At 60.8% G+C, this 16878-nt stretch carries 17 protein-coding genes and 1 riboswitch; of the genes, 11 read left to right on the forward strand and 6 right to left on the reverse strand.

Annotated features, from left to right (window positions below; all coding sequences use genetic code 11):
- Positions 1-268 precede the first annotated feature (268 nt).
- The 3 genes from ACYQ1A_RS11575 to fdhD are packed head-to-tail and all read left to right on the forward strand — an operon-like array spanning position 269 to position 3617.
- Positions 269-2551, forward strand: a complete 2283-nt coding sequence (locus ACYQ1A_RS11575; protein WP_499362165.1) for an FdhF/YdeP family oxidoreductase — start codon at positions 269-271, stop codon at positions 2549-2551.
- 2 nt (positions 2552-2553) lie between these two features.
- Positions 2554-2796: a helix-turn-helix domain-containing protein gene (locus ACYQ1A_RS11580; protein ID WP_499362166.1), complete on the forward strand. Its 243-nt coding sequence runs from the start codon at positions 2554-2556 to the stop codon at positions 2794-2796.
- Positions 2793-3617 carry a formate dehydrogenase accessory sulfurtransferase FdhD gene (gene fdhD, locus ACYQ1A_RS11585; RefSeq protein ID WP_499362167.1) on the forward strand — a complete coding sequence of 275 codons (825 nt, stop codon included), beginning with the start codon at positions 2793-2795 and terminating at the stop codon, positions 3615-3617. Before ACYQ1A_RS11580 ends, fdhD begins: the two co-directional genes overlap by 4 nt.
- Positions 3618-3638: 21 nt before the next feature.
- On the opposite strand, the gene ACYQ1A_RS11590 is transcribed toward fdhD, so the two are convergent.
- The 3 genes from ACYQ1A_RS11590 to ACYQ1A_RS11600 form a co-directional block, all read right to left on the reverse strand.
- Positions 3639-4439, reverse strand: a complete 801-nt coding sequence (locus ACYQ1A_RS11590; protein WP_499362168.1) for a hypothetical protein — start codon at positions 4437-4439, stop codon at positions 3639-3641.
- Positions 4440-4581: 142 nt separating this feature from the next.
- A complete protein-coding gene (locus tag ACYQ1A_RS11595) occupies positions 4582-5286 on the reverse strand; it encodes a GNAT family N-acetyltransferase (protein ID WP_499362169.1) in 705 nt (234 codons plus the stop codon).
- Positions 5267-5902, reverse strand: coding sequence for a 4'-phosphopantetheinyl transferase family protein (locus ACYQ1A_RS11600; RefSeq protein ID WP_499362170.1), 636 nt, complete (start codon positions 5900-5902; stop codon positions 5267-5269). The genes ACYQ1A_RS11595 and ACYQ1A_RS11600 overlap by 20 nt, the downstream gene beginning before the upstream one ends.
- 338 nt (positions 5903-6240) lie before the next feature.
- Here ACYQ1A_RS11600 and ACYQ1A_RS11605 point away from each other — a divergent pair, with 338 nt between their 5' ends.
- The 6 genes from ACYQ1A_RS11605 to ACYQ1A_RS11630 all read left to right on the forward strand — a co-directional run bounded on the left by ACYQ1A_RS11605 (position 6241) and on the right by ACYQ1A_RS11630 (position 10853).
- Positions 6241-6714, forward strand: coding sequence for a PRC-barrel domain-containing protein (locus tag ACYQ1A_RS11605; protein ID WP_499362171.1), 474 nt, complete (start codon positions 6241-6243; stop codon positions 6712-6714).
- Between the two features lie 137 nt (positions 6715-6851).
- A complete protein-coding gene (locus tag ACYQ1A_RS11610; protein ID WP_062224040.1) occupies positions 6852-7055 on the forward strand; it encodes a hypothetical protein in 204 nt (67 codons plus the stop codon).
- A 120-nt stretch (positions 7056-7175) separates the two neighbouring features.
- Entirely contained in the window at positions 7176-8603 is a 1428-nt protein-coding gene (locus tag ACYQ1A_RS11615) for a sensor histidine kinase (protein ID WP_499362172.1), read from the forward strand.
- A complete protein-coding gene (locus ACYQ1A_RS11620; RefSeq protein WP_499362173.1) occupies positions 8590-9129 on the forward strand; it encodes a hypothetical protein in 540 nt (179 codons plus the stop codon). The genes ACYQ1A_RS11615 and ACYQ1A_RS11620 overlap by 14 nt, the downstream gene beginning before the upstream one ends.
- 3 nt (positions 9130-9132) lie before the next feature.
- Positions 9133-10497 carry a sigma 54-interacting transcriptional regulator gene (locus tag ACYQ1A_RS11625; RefSeq protein ID WP_499362174.1) on the forward strand — a complete coding sequence of 455 codons (1365 nt, stop codon included), beginning with the start codon at positions 9133-9135 and terminating at the stop codon, positions 10495-10497.
- 227 nt (positions 10498-10724) lie between these two features.
- Positions 10725-10853, forward strand: a complete 129-nt coding sequence (locus ACYQ1A_RS11630; protein WP_499362175.1) for a hypothetical protein — start codon at positions 10725-10727, stop codon at positions 10851-10853.
- A gap of 548 nt (positions 10854-11401) precedes the next feature.
- Here ACYQ1A_RS11630 and dinB read toward each other — a convergent pair.
- On the reverse strand, positions 11402-12589 hold the full coding sequence (dinB, locus tag ACYQ1A_RS11635; protein WP_499362176.1) for a DNA polymerase IV: 1188 nt from the start codon (positions 12587-12589) through the stop codon (positions 11402-11404).
- Between the two features lie 391 nt (positions 12590-12980).
- On the opposite strand from dinB, the gene ACYQ1A_RS11640 reads away from it, so the two are divergent.
- A complete protein-coding gene (locus ACYQ1A_RS11640) occupies positions 12981-13613 on the forward strand; it encodes a hypothetical protein (protein WP_499362177.1) in 633 nt (210 codons plus the stop codon).
- A 196-nt stretch (positions 13614-13809) separates the two neighbouring features.
- Here ACYQ1A_RS11640 and ACYQ1A_RS11645 read toward each other — a convergent pair whose 3' ends face one another.
- The gene (locus tag ACYQ1A_RS11645) at positions 13810-14235 is read right to left on the reverse strand and encodes a hypothetical protein (RefSeq protein ID WP_499362178.1); all 426 of its coding nucleotides are present in this window, start codon (positions 14233-14235) and stop codon (positions 13810-13812) included.
- Positions 14236-14387: 152 nt separating this feature from the next.
- Positions 14388-15566, reverse strand: coding sequence for a Card1-like endonuclease domain-containing protein (locus tag ACYQ1A_RS11650; protein ID WP_062222727.1), 1179 nt, complete (start codon positions 15564-15566; stop codon positions 14388-14390).
- An 81-nt stretch (positions 15567-15647) separates the two neighbouring features.
- A riboswitch (yybP-ykoY riboswitch) is annotated at positions 15648-15765 on the forward strand.
- 89 nt (positions 15766-15854) lie between these two features.
- Here ACYQ1A_RS11650 and ACYQ1A_RS11655 point away from each other — a divergent pair.
- Positions 15855-16853, forward strand: coding sequence for a sodium:calcium antiporter (locus tag ACYQ1A_RS11655; protein WP_499362179.1), 999 nt, complete (start codon positions 15855-15857; stop codon positions 16851-16853).
- The last annotated feature ends 25 nt before the right edge of the window (positions 16854-16878 follow it).

A 16878-nucleotide genomic window follows, 5' to 3' on the forward strand; every position in this document is an offset into this window, starting at 1 on the left:
CCAGGCAGGCCAGGCTACGGAGAGGCCGTATTGCAGCGCTATGCGGCAACGCATAATGTGCGCGTCTGGATTAAATGATCCGTAGCTTGTGTGTCAGACGTGCAGGCGGAGCCGCTGCCCAAGCGCAGCGTGGCTTACCTGCGGTATTGCGCGAGCGCCAGGTGGAAAGGCCCGCGACACACGAGTTGGCTAGTATAGATATCAGAGCTGGAATGCGAAACCGCACCGGCCACAGAACGAATATTCCGCAACACTGGAGTTGCACAGTATGAGTAAGCAAGGTATCCGGTTCTACAACCGGCCCGCCGGGGGCTGGGGCGCGCTCAAAAGCACGCTCAGCACCATTTATGAGCAAGGCATCGTCGGCCGTGGGGTGGCAACCTTGTTGCGCCAGAACCAGCCCGACGGCTTTGATTGCCCCGGCTGTGCCTGGCCAGACAAAAACCATCACTCGACCTTTGAGTTCTGTGAGAACGGTGCCAAAGCCGTGGCCGCTGAAGCCACCGAGCGCCGGGTCATGCGCGATTTCTTTGCGCAGCACAGCGTGACGGATTTGCTGACGCATGACGACTACTGGCTGGAGGCACAAGGCCGCCTGACCGAGCCGATGCGCTACGACGCCGCCACCGACCACTATGTGCCGGTGCAATGGGACGACGCGTTTGCGCTGATCGCCCGACATCTGAACGCGCTCGACCATCCCGATCAGGCGCTGTTCTATACCTCGGGCCGCACCAGCAACGAAGCCGCCTTTCTGTATCAATTGTTTATCCGCGAGTTTGGCACCAACAATCTGCCGGACTGCTCGAACATGTGCCACGAGCCCTCGGGCACGGCCATGAAAGAAGCCATCGGCATCGGCAAAGGTACCGTGCTGCTGGACGATTTTGACGCCGCGGATGCCATCTTTATTTTTGGGCAGAACCCGGGCACCAACCATCCGCGCATGCTGGGCGCGCTGCGCGAAGCCGCCAAACGCGGTGCGCAGATTGTGGTGTTCAACCCGCTGCACGAGCGCGGCCTGCAACGTTTTGCTGATCCGCAAAGCCCGCGCGATATGTTGTCGAGCCAGGGCACAGCACTGGCCACGCGCTATTACCAGCTCAAGATCGGCGGCGATCTGGCCGCGGCCAAAGGCATTGCCAAAGCCGCGTTTGAACTGGGCGCGGTGGATTACGACTTTATCGCCGAACACACGATCGGCTTTGATGATTTCCTGGCCGATCTGCAAGCCGAAAGCTGGGACACGCTGGCGGAAGAATCGGGCCTGAGCGAAGCGCAATTGCGCGAAGCCGGCGCCATCTACGCCGCCAGCGCCGCCACCATCTGCACCTGGGGCATGGGTGTCACCCAGCACAAGCATTCGGTGGCCACCATCCAGACCATCCTTAATCTGCTGTTGATGCACGGTAATATCGGCAAGCCCGGCGCGGGTGCGTGCCCGGTACGCGGCCATTCCAATGTGCAGGGCGACCGCACCATGGGCATCTACGAAAAGCCGGCGCAAGGCTTTCTGGACAAGCTGGGCCGTGCCTTCAACTTTGTGCCGCCGGCCAAACATGGCCACGATGTGATCGGCGCGATCGAAGCCATGCTCAAAGGCGACGGCAAAGTGTTTATCGGCATGGGCGGCAACTTTGCCCAGGCCACGCCCGACACCGTCAATACGCACGCCGCGTTGCAACGCTGCACGCTGACGGCACATGTGACCACCAAGCTCAATCGTTCGCATTTGATCCACGGCTTTGATGCGCTGATTCTGCCGTGTCTGGGCCGGACCGAAGTCGATCAGCAAGCCGCCGGGCCGCAAGGCGTGACGGTGGAAGATTCGATGAGCATGGTGCATATCTCGTCCGGCATGAACAAACCGGCCTCGCCGCATTTGCTGTCCGAGCCCGCCATCATCGCGCGCATGGCCGCTGCCACGCTGCCGCAAAGCCAGATTGCGTGGCTGTGGATGGTTGAGGACTACGACCGCATCCGCGACAAGATTGCCGAAGTCATCGACGGCTTTGAAGACTTTAATGCCCGCGTGCACGTGCCTGGCGGTTTCTACCTGGGCAATAGTGCGCGTGAGCGCGCCTGGGTAACGCCGGAAGGCAAAGCGCGCTTTATGACGCATGCGGTGCCGACTGATCTGCCGATCAAGGCCATCCGCCAACAGCACGCCGACAAGCTGGTGTTCAACCTGATGACGGTACGCAGTCATGACCAGTACAACACCACCATCTACGGCCTGGATGACCGTTATCGCGGCGTGTTTGGCCATCGGCGCGTGGTGTTTATCAACAAGAACGATCTGGCGCGACTGGGCCTGGTGGCCGGGCAGTGGGTGGATATGACCTCGCTGTGGCAAGACGGCGAACGTGTGGCACGTGAGTTTTTGCTGGTGGAATACGACATCCCGGAAGGCTGCCTGGCCAGCTATTACCCGGAAACCAATGCGCTGGTGCCGCTAAGCAGCATGGCCGATCGCGCGCGTACGCCCGCTTCCAAATCAGTGCCGGTGGTGCTGACGCGCAGCGCGCATGAAGCGCAGGTGGCGGCGTAACGGTGGACGAAGATCTGCTGGTCAATCTGGTGGGCACGATCGCCGAGAAAAATGGCGTGTCGGACCACCAGATCGCCAAACGGCTTGGACTGAGCATGAGCCAGCTCAATCGTGCCTTGCTGGTGCTGGCCTCGCCCGAAGCCGAGGGCGGGCTGGCGCTGGTGGAAGCACGCCAGCACGACAAGCGCCGCACTTTGTGGCTGACCGACAAAGGCCACGCGCTGGTGGCAGGGCTGTTGTCATGACCGAGCGCGTGCTCCCGCATGCCGCTGAGGCCAGCGGCAGCCAGGCCGTCAACGCAATCCGCATCGAGCGCGGCCAGGCCCAGACGCTGACGGAGATCGTGGCGGAAGAAACCGCCATCGCGCTGGTGTTCAACGGCATTTCGCACGCGGTGATGATGGCTAGCCCGCTTGATCTGGAAGACTTTGCGCTGGGCTTTGCCTTGTCCGAAGCCATTATTGCCAAGCCGTCTGAACTGATCGATCTGGAAGTCGTGCCCGGCTGCGACGGCATCGCGGTTGAAATCACGCTGGTCGAAGCAAAATTCCAGGCCCTGAAAGCCGTGCGCCGCTCCATGGCCGGGCGCACGGGTTGTGGCTTGTGCGGCTATGAATCGCTGGATGCCGCCATCCGCCCCATCAGTACAGTGAGCAGCCCACAGCAACTGGATGCCGCCGACATCAGCGCGGCCATGGCGCTGTTGCAGCAAGCGCAGCCTTTGAATGCCGCGACCGGCGCCACCCATGTGGCGATGTGGTGGCGGCCGGGGCAAGTGATTGCGCGCGAAGATGTGGGACGACATAACGCGCTGGACAAGCTGATCGGCGCCACGGCCAGACAAACAGATCGCAGCGGCATCATCGTGATGAGCTCGCGGGCTTCGTATGAGATTGTGCACAAGGCGGCAGCGGCGGGGTTCAGCGTGGTGGCCGCCGTGTCTGCCCCCACCGCGCTCGCGATCCGCATGGCCGAACAAGCAGGCATCACACTAATCGGCTTCGCCCGGGGCGAACGCATGACTGTCTACAGTCACCCACAACGCATCCGCCAGGCCGGGCGCTGAGCCCCAAGGGGCCTCGGCCGCTCAGGCGCTAGTGCGGATGGTGGTCTGCGTATAGCTGAACGAGGTGGTGCTGTAGAGCGTGGTGGCGCTGCTGGCCGCGTCCGTGGTCTGATTGGCCGTGCTGCTATCACTACCATCGCTGCTATCGCTATTCGGCATCACCACCTGCACATCGCCCGACGGAATGCCATTGGCACTCCAGCTATCCAGCGTAGCCATGATGGCGTCGTGCGTCTGGTTGCTGATATCGGGCAGCTTGCCGCCAAAATATTGCGCCGCCTGATCAAAGCCGCTCTGGATTGCGTCTTTGATCTGGTCCAGTTTGGACGGGTCAGCCGCAATGGCTGCCTTGGCAAAACTGAGTATCCGCGTGGCCGTATTCTTGACGCCGAATTCGCCGTCTTCCGACACCGCCTGTTTGGCCGCTGCAATGGTCTGCGGATCGGCGCTGATATGTTGCTCGCCACTGACCACTTTGCTGGCGGTCAAGCCCTGCTGTTGCAGGATGTTGCTCAGCATCTGGGTAAATTGCGCCACCTTGTCGTTGGAGTCGGCCAGCATGCTGGCCAGGTCGACGCCCTGGGTGGTGCCATCGCTAGCGGTGGCGCTGGTGGATGCGTTGCTGCTGGCGCTGGCCGTGGGGTTGGAATACGTCAGCGCACTGGCGTCGACGCCCCCACCCAGCGTTACTTTGTCTGGCGACGTGGCACTGCTCGCCGTATCGGTGTTACTGGTCTTGCTGCTGGCAGCGTCGGCCAACTGATTGAGTTTGCTGGCGTAGGTGGCGGACTGCAGATTGATACCGGATAAATTGAGCGCCATGGCGGTCTCCTGGCCTGTAATGCGTTGCAGCGCTTGCCCGATGGCGGCGTGAGTTCAACGCATTATTGATACATGTAATTACAAATAGGTCGGCTGCGCGGCGCAGAAGTTTAGTGCGGACTGATCAAAGGCAAGAAAATTCTTAATTGCCCGAGCGCGCTGATGCCTTGAGCTGCATGCGTTTGACCGCCAGTTGCAACGGCACGCCGTCATCGGGCCGATCGCGGGTAATGACAAAGCCTGAACGCCGATACAAAGCCAAGGCGCGCACATTGCTGGCCAGCACATCCAGGATAACGGCTTGATCACGACGGGCGGGAATCAGCCGGTCTTGCTGCAATTGCGCCAGCAAGGCCGAAAACAAACCCAGCCCCCGCACTTCCGGATGCGTGGCGCAATGCGCCAACAAGGTTTGATGCCGGGTGGGCGCCGGCATTGCATGTTGCATGGCCAGGGCGCGCAGCAGGATGCCGCCGGTATGACGCCAGCCAAAATGCCGCAGCAATTGCAGCAGCAGCGGAAACGCATCAAAGCGGCCCTTGCGCCCGTCGTACACGCCGATCACCGAAACCGGTACATCGCCCATCACGGCCACGTGGTGATGCCGCCAGGAAAAATGCCCAAACCGCGACGCCAATGCCGCTTGCAGAAACGCTTCGCACTGCGGCTGCTTTACCCCCAACAGAAACTGGAATTCTTCCCACGCCGAGGCATAAACCAGCGGCGCCAGCCAGCGCGCGTCTTCCGCCCGCGCGCGGCGAAACAGCAACAGGCCAGGATCAGACAGGGACCGCATCAGCGAAGGAGGAGGCACATAGACGGTGGGCTCAGGCGATGACGGCAGCAAGATAATCGTCCAGGCTCAAGGTCTGCACGCTCACTCGTAGCGGCGCGGAGGCGCTGACGGCCCAATGCAGGTCGCCGTGTTCGCCAAAGGCCATGGTGGTGCCGGTGGGGATGGTATCGGGCGGGCCATACACATGCTCGCGATGGCCGCCTTTGAAAGCGGCTTCGCGCAGCGTCCACAAGGTATAAAAGCGATGCTGCATGGTAAAGCCATCGGAGGCCGCCAGCAGCCAGCCCAGGTCGCCCGCCGAATAAGCCTGTTTGCCCAGCGCGGCCCAGTTACGCGGACGCGGCATTTCGATATCGACCCCACAGGCTTGCTCCGCCACCAGCGCGGCGACCCAGTCGCCACTGTGCGACAAACTGGTAAAGAGTTGCGGTGCTGAAGCAAACACCGGCGCGTCATCGGTTTTTTCAACCAGATCGTCCAACGCCACCGCCCGCCCCAGCGTCTTGCTGGCTGCCGTCAGCAAGGCCAGTCGGCCCAGGGCAAACTGCCGCCGCCGTTGCGGATGCGTCAACGTCGCCAGCCGCGCACGCGTGCTGTCCGACCACGCCAGATCAAGCGTGAGCGGTTGCGACGGGGTGGGCATCAGATAAAGCGTAAGCGCGTGCATGGCCGACAGTTTAGCGCCCCGCAGGCCGCTGCCCAAGCGTTGTGATGCCAGGCTTGATCTGGCTGGATGGAATGGCACTGCCAGTGTATGTATCCGGCGCAGGCGGCACTTGCTTGCCTGCGGCAAATGTTCTGACAGCCCTCGTCCGCACATCCCTCGCACCTGCCAGCCAAGCGCGCTTTTGTTACGGCCAGTGTCCTACCCGGTAACGCGGTCAGCACCGATCACCTGATGCCGAGCGGGTGCGTAGCATGGTTTGCACGTCGCAGCGCAACCCGGATTCAAGCATGCGGGCAGGCGTTGAGTGTTAACAGAACCCTCACAGAGGAGCCGAAATCATGGCTATCAACCAATACGGCAGTTCATCCGATCTGAATCGTGGTTATACCGGTGGCAGTCTGGAGAGCGGCACGCGCGATGCAAATATCGTGGGCTCGCCCGAATCGTTTGTGAATGACGGCCCTGGGCCGGATCTGATGCTGGCCAGCTCGCTGGAAGGCGATGACGTGTACAACCCGGCCGGTGAAAAACTGGGCGATATCAAGGGCATCATGCTCGACGTCAAACAAGGTCGTATCGCTTATGCAGTGCTGTCCTTCGGCGGTTTCCTCGGCATCGGTGACAAGCTGTTTGCCGTGCCGTGGCAAGCGCTGACGCTGGATGTGGATAACAAACAGTTTCTGCTGAACCAGGACAAAGAATCGCTGAAGAACGCCCCCGGCTTTGACAAGGACCATTGGCCGAGCATGGCCGATAGCACCTGGGCCAACGAAATCAATACGTTCTATCGTAGTGAGCCGTACTGGCACTAAGCCTGGGTTTGCGCCGCCGCAGCGCGCCGCTTTGCCGGCGGCACTGCAACGGTCGAACTTTGTAGTCGCACCAACAACGGCGCCTGGAGCGCCGTTGTTGTGTCCGCTCGCGCTTATATATAAAGACGGAGGTCGCAATGACAGACGTTATCAAACTGGCAGAATCCAAAGTACAGGTCGCCGATCATATCTATGACTTTGCCACCGGCCTGGCCGCGCAGAGTTTTGTGACGTGCATGCAAAGTCACGACCTGGCGTACTGCCTGGCCGAGCATCCACCGGTGGATGATTTTCCCGTGCGCCAGGATCTGGATGTGCTGGCCGGAGACGGCGCCGGCTGAATGGCGCGCCCGGCAAACCGCCAGTTAACTGCGGCCGCGGGCGATCATGGCTATCATGCGTGCTGACGTAGGGAGCACACGCATGACTGGCAACACCCGGTTGCCCGCAAGGGGCCGCTGATGAGAATTCTTCCACACAGCTCGTTTCGCTGGTGGTCACTCGGTATTTTCATGCTGAGCGTTGCACTGCTGGGCGGCAGCTCAGTCAACGCGCTACTGGCGCTGGAACGCCTGGGCGTGCAAAGCCGCATGCAGATGCAGGCCGCCGCCACGCTGGGCGAAGAAGTGCAAAAGCTGCAGGAACGCACGCTGGCCATGGATCGCGGCGCGCGGCAGTTTTTGATTCTGGATGACTCCACGTTCCGTGATCGTTATATGGATGCCTGGCGCGATGCCCGCACTGCGGTGCAGAACGTGCGCAGCAGCATGGGCAGCGACGCCACCGTGTTTGACGACTGGGTGACCCATGGCGAACGCGCCGGGTCGGTGCTGGCGCAATCGTGGAAAAACGTGCACAGCCAGCAGAAGTACCTTTATGCCCAGCTGGAAGGCCTGCATCAGAACAATGATGAAATCCAGGCGCTGGCCAAGCGCTGGCTGGCCACACGTAACGACACCTTCAGCAAGGAACTGGATCAGCAGCGTGAACTGCTGACCTGGCAAATCGGCATAGTGATCGGCGTGACCGTGGCTCTGGCAATCGGCTGGAGCGTTGGCTTTGCCCGGCCATTGCGGCATATCGCCGGGGCCATCAACCGGCTGGGCGAAAACCGCCTTGCCGACGCCGTCGTTATTCAGGGCCCGAGCGATTTGCGCCAGCTGGGCAACCAGCTGGACTGGTTACGCAAACGCTTGCTGGCGGCCGATGCCGAAAAAACCCGCGTGCTGCATCACGTGTCGCATGAGCTTAAAACGCCATTGGCGGCGCTGCGCGAAGGCGTGGCTTTGCTGGACGAAGGCATCGTCGGCGCGCTGCAACCGCAGCAACGCGAAATCACCGGCATCCTCAAAGAAAACGTGCTGACCTTGCAGGCGCGCATCGAAGACTTGCTGCGCTATCAAACCATTGCGTTCCAGGCGCGTCGGCTGACCCGCGACCGTACTGATGCGCTGGCCGTGGTACAACGCGTGGCGGACGAACAGCGGCTGCAATGGCTGGCCCGCAAGCTGGTGGTCCATGTTGACGGCGAGCCGGTCATCACGGTGCTGGATACCGACAAAGTGGCGATGGCAGTGGGCAATCTGCTCTCCAATGCCATCCGTTTCAGCCCCGAGGACAGCGAGATCCAGCTGCGCGTGCGCCATGCTGATGGCGCCCTGGAAATCGACTGTATCGATAGCGGCCCGGGCGTGCCTGAAGCAGAAGTTGCGCGGATCTTCGAACCTTTCTATCGTGGCAGCAGTCAGCCATCCACCAGCGCGCCGGGGCACGGGATCGGACTGTCGATTGTGCGCGAACTGGTCGAAGCGCACGGTGGCACGGTGCGTTTGCTTAACGCCGGCCCTGGCGCTCATTTCCGGATCCGTATACCTGATGAAACACCCTGATTTTCGACTTTTATTGACGGCCCTGGTCGCGGCCGTGTTGTTGGCGGCATGTGCCGCGCCGCCCAAACCCAAAACAGAACCCAAGCCCCAGCTTGCCCCGGTCGCGCCAGCACCGCTGGACCCGATGCGGGCGCTGACGGTGTTCTATGTACAAACGCGTGACCTGTCCGCCAGCGAATTGAACAAACGCGCGCTGGAACTCGCCAATGGCATCCAGACGCCGGATGTGACCTTGCGCCAGGCCATTTTGTTAGGCCACACGCATAATCCGGTCGATACCGCGCGTGCCATCATGCTGACCGAAAGTGTGATCAAAGCCGATAACGCGCTTAAACCCTATGCCCAGTTGCTGAACGCAATGTGGACCGAACGGCGCAAGCTGGAAGACCAGATCGACAAGCAAAGCCAGGCTGGCAAAGATGCGCAAAAACGCGCCGACCAGCTCAAGCAGCAACTTGATGCGCTCAAGGCGGTCGAGCGCGATCTGGCGACCAAGCCAGTGCCGGGGGCCAGCAAAGGAGAATGAGTTATGGAAAAACCGCACATCCTGTTTGTCGACGATGACGCCGACATGCTGCGGTTGATGGCCTTACGCTTGCAGGCGGCCGGTTATCGCGTGTCTACCGCCGCCTCGGCCGAAGCCGCGCTGGCGCAAATCGGGCATGAACGGCCCGAGCTGGTGATCAGCGATGTGCGCTTGCCCGGCCAGGATGGCATGGCGCTGTTCGAGCAATTGCGCCAACGCTACGCCGGTTTGCCGGTGATCATGCTGACCGCCCACGGCACCATTCCCGATGCGGTCGAGGCGATGGAACGCGGCGTGTTCTGCTATCTGACCAAACCGTTTGATGCCCGCGTGTTGCTGGACAAGGTGGCACAAGCCCTCAGCGTGGCGGCCCCGGCCCAAGCCGCGCAAACCAGCGAGACCGCCTGGCGCGCCGGCATTATCAGCCGCAGCCAGATCATGGAAGAACTGCTGGGCGAAACCCGGCTGGTCGCCGCCTCGGACGCCAGCGTGCTGGTGCAGGGCGAGAGCGGCGTGGGCAAGGAATTGCTGGCCAAGGCCATCCACCGCGCCAGTCCGCGCGCCAAAGGCCCGTTTGTAGCGGTCAATTGCGGCGCCATCCCCGAGCAGTTGCTGGAGTCCGAATTGTTCGGCCATATCAAAGGCGCGTTCACTGGCGCCTTGAGCAACCATCGCGGTTTATTCCAGACCGCCCACGGCGGCACCCTGTTGCTGGACGAAATCGGCGACATGCCGTTGCCCTTGCAAGTCAAACTGCTGCGCGTACTGCAAGAGAAGGCGGTGCGGCCGGTGGGCGCCAGCGAAGCGGTGGCGGTGGATGTGCGCATCGTCTCGGCAACGCACCGCGATCTGGACGCCGCCATTGCCCAGGGACTGTTCCGCGAAGATCTGTATTACCGGCTGAATGTGGTGTCGCTGACGCTGCCGCCGTTGTCCGAGCGGCGCGAAGATATTCCGTTGCTGGCGGCGCATTTTCTGGCGCAAGTGGCGGGCAAATATAACAAGCCCGTCACCGGCTATGCCCCGGATGCCATGGAGGCGCTGCTGGCAGCGTCGTGGCCCGGTAACGTGCGCCAGCTGTATAACGTGGTGGAACAGGTTTGCGCACTGGCCAGCGCGCCGATTATTCCGCTCGGTCTGGTGCAACGGGCATTGCGGCTGCCGGCGCAAGGCATCCTTAATTACAACGAAGCTAAAACCCGCTTTGAGCGCGACTATCTGACCCAGTTGTTGAAAGTGGCGGACGGCAATGTGACCGACGCCGCACGTATGGCCGGGCGCAATCGCACGGAGTTCTACCGTCTGCTGCAAAAAAACGGTCTGGACCCCGCATTGTTCCGCCAGCCGGGTGAGGGCGTCGCTGGTTAGCGACAACGCCAGCCCGCGAATTTGCTGGGATGGCGGTGTGGTCGATAAACGGCGTCGCCATATAGCGACACAAAAGCGTGGGATACGCCACATTCTTGCGACACCCCAGCTACGCCGGTCGGCAAACTGTTGATTTTGCTAGTAAATGAGAAGCTGGCACGGCAATTGCATAGTAGGGCTCAGCCTCACCGAGGTTTTACAGTTCTAACCCAAACCAAGGAGCCTTTATGCAAATGCGCAAAACGCTGACTAGCCTCGCTTTGATTGCCGCAGCCCTGATTGGTGGTATGGCATACGCCGGGGATTCGTCTTCCGACGCCCCGACCGCCAGCGCCCCTGCGGGCTCCGGCTCTTAAACTCTTGCAGCAGATTGTGCCGCGTGTGTGCTTGCGTCCCGGAAAGCCATCCATACCCGTTGCATGATCTGGTCACACTGCTTGAGCTGTAGTTTTCCCGTGACCGACTGACGTCCTCCAGTAATTTCTGGCAAGTCTTGGCTGGAGGACATGGCACCTCATTGAGCGTGCGGGCCCGTACTATGTACGGGCCTTTTTTTTTGCGGAGAGGGTCTACTGCGCGGACGCAGCTTGCGTCCCGGCGGTACTCGGGATCCGCACGTACCTACCGTACGCTTACGGTCCCTCCGTTCCGGCGGTACGCAACCTGCGACCGCTCGCTACGACCAAAGGAGGTCCCTGTGGGACGCCCGAAGCATTGCAGTTGATGCCGCGAGGCACTCGCTTCGCTCGCTGTCGCGGGGCGGGGATGCGAGCGCGCTTCGCTGCTCGCGGCCGGCCGCTGTTCCATAGGGTGGGTCGAGACCCACCATTCAAAGCTGCTTGCTATTGCGGTTCGCTTGGCGTGCCACTTTGGGTGGTGGGTCTTGACCCACCCCATGCCACGTTCAAACCCCGTCGAACAGATCGCCTTGCACGTAGCGTTGCGGCATGGGCTCCAGCTGATCGGGGTGGCAGAGCGCGCTGGCGCGTACGCCGAGCAGGCGCATGCGTTGCTCCAGCGGCACGCGTTTAAGGCATTCGCGGGCGGCGTGGAGGATTTCGGCGGGGGTCTGGACGGGGGCGTCCAGCGAGATGTCGCGGGTGACGATGTGGAAATCGGAAAAGCGCAGTTTGATGCCGATGGTGCGGCTGACATAGCCTTTGCGTTCCAGATCGGCGCCCAGCCGTTCGCACAGGCGGATCAGGATATCGGACAGCGCGGCGCGGTCCTGGCGGGCGTGCAGGTCGCGCTCAAACGTGGTTTCGCGGCTGATGGATTTGGGTTCGCTGTAGGTGACCACGGGGCGGTCGTCGATGCCGTGAGCGGCGCGGTGCAACCAGTCGCCGTAGCTGCGGCCAAAATGTTGCAGCAGCGCCTGCGCGTCGTAGGCGGCCAGTTGGGCGATGGTTTCGATGCCCAGCGCCGCCAGTTTCTCGGCGGCTTTGGGGCCGATGCCGTTGATTTTGCGTACCGACATCGGCCAGATGCGCGTTGGCAAATCAGCGTGCGTCAGCACGGTAATGCCGTCGGGCTTGTCGAGTTCGGAACAGATTTTGGCCAGCAGCTTGTTGGGTGCGATGCCCACCGAACAGGTCAGGCCCGTCGCCTGGGTGACGGCTTGCTTGAGCATGCGCGCCAGCGTAACGGAATCCTCGGTATGGCTGCTTAGATCGAGATAAATCTCATCGATACCACGATCTTCGATATCGGGCGCAATCACGGCCACGGCGCGTTTGAACAGTCCCGAATAATGGCGGTAGGCATCGAAATCGGCGGGTAACAAAATCGCATCGGGCGCCAGCCGCGCCGCCTTCATCGTGCCCATTGCCGAGAACACACCCAAGGCGCGCGCCTCGTAAGTGGATGTGGTGACCACGCCACGGCCCACATAATCCCGCATGCGCGTGTAATGCCAGTTGCCGTCTTTATCCTGCACCGGCGCATGCGTGGAGCGCCCGCCGATCACCACCGGCTGGCCGCGCAGATGCGGATAACGCAGCAGTTCCACCGACGCGTAAAACGCATCCATATCCAGATGGGCAATGCGGCGGGCGGCCGACGCGGGCGGGGAATCAGAACCGGGCTGCATCATGCAGTAAGGGGTGATGGCGAATGGCGATATTGTACGATCGTTCTATATCACGCGCCATGCCGTTTGCCGGGGCGGCCTGGCGCGACGAACCTCCATTGCCCATGATCTTCAGGGCAATGAGCGGGTGATCGAACCGGCACTGGATTTCCGTTTTGCAGCAACGGCGTATCGACTCAGGTGTATTGGCCCGCAAATCAGCAGCCATGCAACGATACCGATGCTAGGCACGCAGCAGATATTGCGTGTGAACAGTCGCCACATGCCTGACACTTCTGAGCCCAAAACGGTGCTAGCACTCCGCTGCTCGATTATGTCGGTGTGTTTCGCGCGGAGCTGATGGCCCGCATCTACTGCGCTCGATGGCAATTGACCGGCGGACTTTCTTGATACGATGACCGGACAACATTTTGTTGCCGGCCTGCTTGCGCAGATTGAAGCCGGCACCTACGCCTGGCGAGTCCCACCTATGCAGCCGAATCACATCAACGTCGAAATCGATGCCTGGATCATCCAGGATGGTAACTACGGCGAATTCGCCGTTGGAGACGGGCTCACACTTGCATTCGAGTTTGTTGCTGAGTCCGTGTTCAAGACGACAAACGTTAAACGAAGCATCAAACAAATCGATGGCGCCACCTACGAGGTCTGCGCGCAGATCATCCACTACACGCCGACAGTGTGGGCGATCGACTTTGGCATCTCGGTGTACCAGGAATTAAAACCACCTGAGGGCTACCAGGTTGGCGACTGGATCACCTGTGAGGTCCTGCTGCGCGTCGATCCGTTTTTCTATAGAGAGCGTCTTCAATGGCTTTCCGGCATGCCGGACTTATTCAACGAGTGGCAGGTTGCCGGAATTGATCTGGAGACAACAGCCTGGATCGAGTCCAGACTCGAAAATGGCAGTGCCTGTTTTACTCGTGGCGCTCAACGTAGCTGGCGCACGGTAGAGCACACCGATGCCTGGCATGATGACGGTGGTATGGCGAATTACCGGCTCTCGCTCGCAAGGATGCCGGAATGATCCTGTTTCTTGATTTCGATGTACTCATAACTAGTACCCTCGTTGACAGGACGAACATGTAGTTTATAAATGGACTAGCGATTACATTTATCGTCGTTCATAACGGCTCGAGACCTTCTTGGTTCGGCTCCATGAACTAGGATGGGTGTCGGCGATGTAGCTTGAATGAGAGACTTGCTGCTCATTTGCCCACAGTTCACTGCGCGGCTTCCACAGCCATTCTTGTCCCGATGCGGACCAGCCTTGTTATTGCCGGCTCCAGTTCAATCCAGACAGGTGGAAGTTCACCGTCCCACTTGAACTCGGAGATGCTTGAGCCGGCCAGCACCGTCAGTTTGTTTGACACGCCATCAAGGACAACATAGTCCTGCCCCATCACGGCAACCCGAGCATTAACCAAGGCACCAAATATGGCCTCAGCATCGCCGGGGGCCAGCGTTGCCTTCCTTGGCGCATTTCGGCTGATGGAATGCCACGGCTCAATTTCCATCCAGCTGCCTGCCTGAATCTCCACAGAATATTCGTCTTCCTGACTCGGGTCAGTCTTGCTTGAAATACGCAGGGCGAAGCCGTCACCAAACGCAGGGAAATGTTCAAAAGCAATTGAATGGAGGTTTTTCATCGTCGTTTGCGTAGAGATCGTGCTTTCAACAAGCGGGGTTCGTATTCGTTCATACGAACGAGCGAAAAAGGCATTGCCACCGGGTATGACTTTGTGTCGCTCGACGTTTGAATGCGGCGCGCGGCGCAATGGCGTGGGCCGCCGCATGCCGCTTATTCGACCGGGATTTCTTCGCCCAGCGGTTCTTTCAGCCATTCGCGTAAATGCGTTTGCACCTCGGTGAGCGCGGCGCCAGCCACAATCTCGATATCTTGCGACTCGGCGCGGCTGGCTTCCTTGAGCGTCGGCAGGCACAAGCTGGCCAGCATGGCCTCGGCGTGCATCCCGGCCAGGCCCGATACGCTATCGAGTTTGAACAGCGTCTGCGCGCCTATGCCTTTATCGGGCGAGCCCGCATTGGTGGTTTTGGCCTCGATCATATAGGCGTGGTTGTTGCACAAGATGGCAACATCGAACTCATTGGTCACGCCATTGGGCAAACGCACGCGCACGCTGGCGGCGGCATCCTGGATCGGCAGTTCGCCCACCAGCGCTTCAACTTGTTTGAGCAACCACCATTCCAGCCAGCCGCCGCCCAGAAACTGGCGCGATTCAAACTGGGTCAGGCGCAAGCGCAAATCGGGCAGGATGCAGCACAGGCCGGTTGCGCGCAGCGCAGTGAGCAGGCTGGCGTGATTGGGGATGGCGGCACGGGTTTCAAATTCCGGAGTAAGGCTGCTGCAGACCGTGTTGAGCCGGCCAATTAGCCCGGCATGTTGCACGGCCAGATGCGCCAGCACGTCGGCGGCGGCATCCATTTGCGGTTTGGGGCGATGCAGGCGGCGGCTGTAGCCGATGATTTCCATGCCATATACGCCAAAGTAGCTTTCCAGCGTCAGCTTGTCGGCCACATTGCCGTGGTCGCCCGGTAGATCGGCGGGCGCGTGCGCCAACCAGTGGATCTGGTCGCTGAACGGGTTGACCACAAAGGCGGGCACTTGCGTTTCCAGTGCCACTTCGTGCGCAATCGCCGAATGGACCGGATTGGCCCCGGACAAATTGAACAACACAGCATGGTCGGCCGCCACCACCAGCTCTTTCAGCCGCACGCGGATGGGCTCGGGGTTCCACGCATGCGGCAAGGTCAGCACTTGCGCTTGCAGGCGGGCGTCACGGCAGACGCTGGCGATATAGTCGGCACGACTGGTCTGGCTGGCGTCGGCCAGCAGGGTAACGTGGCTGACTTTAAAGCGGGCATCCAGCGCGGGCGTAATCAGGTCGGGCTCGGGCGCGTCGGCGAAGGCGATCAGGTGGCGGTCCATGCGGCTTTCCAGTTGATATGACTTCAGCATATAGGCCAGATGCCGTCTTGTCCTTACGCGCCTGGCTGAAAAGCGTGCTTGCCATTCGGCCTACGTGCTGCCAGAATCCGCCCCGTTGTCATTGGGGAGTAGCCATCGTTCAGCACTATGTTGAACGAGTTCACGTCAACAAACTTGAAGCCGCTTGCTTCATGGCGTGAACAGTATCCAGCACCGCGCTGGATGGCCCGGCGAGACCTTTGGCCACGACGTGTTTGCCTGCCGGGCAAGCCACGTCGTTGCGCCATTGGTTATCTGCTTGCCCGGCCCATACTAATAATGCTGCTTACCGTCATCCTGTTTTTCCTCTCCGCCATCGCCATTTATCTGGCCTGTGAATACTTTGTGAACGGCATCGAATGGTGCGGCCGCCACATGAAGCTGGGTGCCACCGCGGTCGGCACCGTGCTGGCGGCTTTTGGCACTGCCTTGCCCGAAAGCGCGGTCACCTTCACCGCCGTCGCCTTTGGCACTACCCCTGAGCAAAAAGATATCGGCGTCGGTGCCGCCATGGGCGGCCCGCTGGTGCTGGCTACCGTGGCCTATGCCGTGGTCGGGCTGGCGTTGTGGGCCAATCGACGCAAGCTCAAGCGCGGCGATGCCACCGTGCGCGTGGACCATCAACGGCTGGCGCAGGATCAGATTTCTTTTCTGGTCATCTTTATCTTCAAGGTCGCGCTCGGCCTGGTGGCTTTTGCCATCAAACCGTGGCTGGGCGTGTTGTTCCTGGCGGCGTATGGCCTGTATGTCTGGCGTGAAATCACCACCGCCGAAACGGCGCCGGAAGAAGAAGAGCTGGAAGAACTGAAGCTACGCCCGCATAACGCGACCATGGGCTGGGCCGCCACGCAATCGTTGCTGGCGCTGGCGGTCATTGCCGTGGCGTCGCATACCTTTGTGGCGCAGCTGGAGCATATCGGCACGTTTATGGGCATTTCGCCGCATATCATCGCGCTGCTGCTCAGCCCGGTGGCCACCGAATTGCCGGAAACCATGAACGCGCTGATCTGGGTGCGCCAGGGCAAAGAGCGGCTGGCGCTGGCCAATATCTCGGGCGCGATGATGATCCAGGCCACCATCCCCAGCGCGCTGGGTCTGTTCTTTACGCCGTGGCGCTTTGATAACCCGCTGCTGGTGTCGGGCCTGGTCACCGCCTGTGCCATCGTGCTGCTGTGGAATCTGTTCCGCCGCGGCAGCGTCGATGCCCGTACCCTGGCGTCGATTGGATTGCTGTACCTGGTGTTTGCCGGCTATGTCGCCTGGCATTTCTACGGCTAAGCGGTTTTGCCGCCAGCGGGCCGAC

Source organism: Silvimonas sp. JCM 19000 (assembly GCF_054652575.1).

Excerpts from the sequence above, each read along its gene's own strand:
- dinB (WP_499362176.1), bottom strand. The coding sequence starts at position 12,589 with ATGATGCAGCCCGGTTCTGATTCCCCGCCCGCGTCGGCCGCCCGCCGC.
- ACYQ1A_RS11615 (WP_499362172.1), top strand. The coding sequence starts at position 7,176 with ATGAGAATTCTTCCACACAGCTCGTTTCGCTGGTGGTCACTCGGTATT.
- ACYQ1A_RS11590 (WP_499362168.1), bottom strand. The coding sequence starts at position 4,439 with ATGGCGCTCAATTTATCCGGTATCAATCTGCAGTCCGCCACCTACGCC.
- ACYQ1A_RS11600 (WP_499362170.1), bottom strand. The coding sequence starts at position 5,902 with ATGCACGCGCTTACGCTTTATCTGATGCCCACCCCGTCGCAACCGCTC.
- ACYQ1A_RS11605 (WP_499362171.1), top strand. The coding sequence starts at position 6,241 with ATGGCTATCAACCAATACGGCAGTTCATCCGATCTGAATCGTGGTTAT.
- fdhD (WP_499362167.1), top strand. The coding sequence starts at position 2,793 with ATGACCGAGCGCGTGCTCCCGCATGCCGCTGAGGCCAGCGGCAGCCAG.
- ACYQ1A_RS11575 (WP_499362165.1), top strand. The coding sequence starts at position 269 with ATGAGTAAGCAAGGTATCCGGTTCTACAACCGGCCCGCCGGGGGCTGG.
- ACYQ1A_RS11610 (WP_062224040.1), top strand. The coding sequence starts at position 6,852 with ATGACAGACGTTATCAAACTGGCAGAATCCAAAGTACAGGTCGCCGAT.
- ACYQ1A_RS11655 (WP_499362179.1), top strand. The coding sequence starts at position 15,855 with ATGCTGCTTACCGTCATCCTGTTTTTCCTCTCCGCCATCGCCATTTAT.
- ACYQ1A_RS11640 (WP_499362177.1), top strand. The coding sequence starts at position 12,981 with ATGACCGGACAACATTTTGTTGCCGGCCTGCTTGCGCAGATTGAAGCC.
- ACYQ1A_RS11625 (WP_499362174.1), top strand. The coding sequence starts at position 9,133 with ATGGAAAAACCGCACATCCTGTTTGTCGACGATGACGCCGACATGCTG.
- ACYQ1A_RS11620 (WP_499362173.1), top strand. The coding sequence starts at position 8,590 with ATGAAACACCCTGATTTTCGACTTTTATTGACGGCCCTGGTCGCGGCC.
- ACYQ1A_RS11630 (WP_499362175.1), top strand. The coding sequence starts at position 10,725 with ATGCAAATGCGCAAAACGCTGACTAGCCTCGCTTTGATTGCCGCAGCC.
- ACYQ1A_RS11650 (WP_062222727.1), bottom strand. The coding sequence starts at position 15,566 with ATGCTGAAGTCATATCAACTGGAAAGCCGCATGGACCGCCACCTGATC.
- ACYQ1A_RS11645 (WP_499362178.1), bottom strand. The coding sequence starts at position 14,235 with ATGAAAAACCTCCATTCAATTGCTTTTGAACATTTCCCTGCGTTTGGT.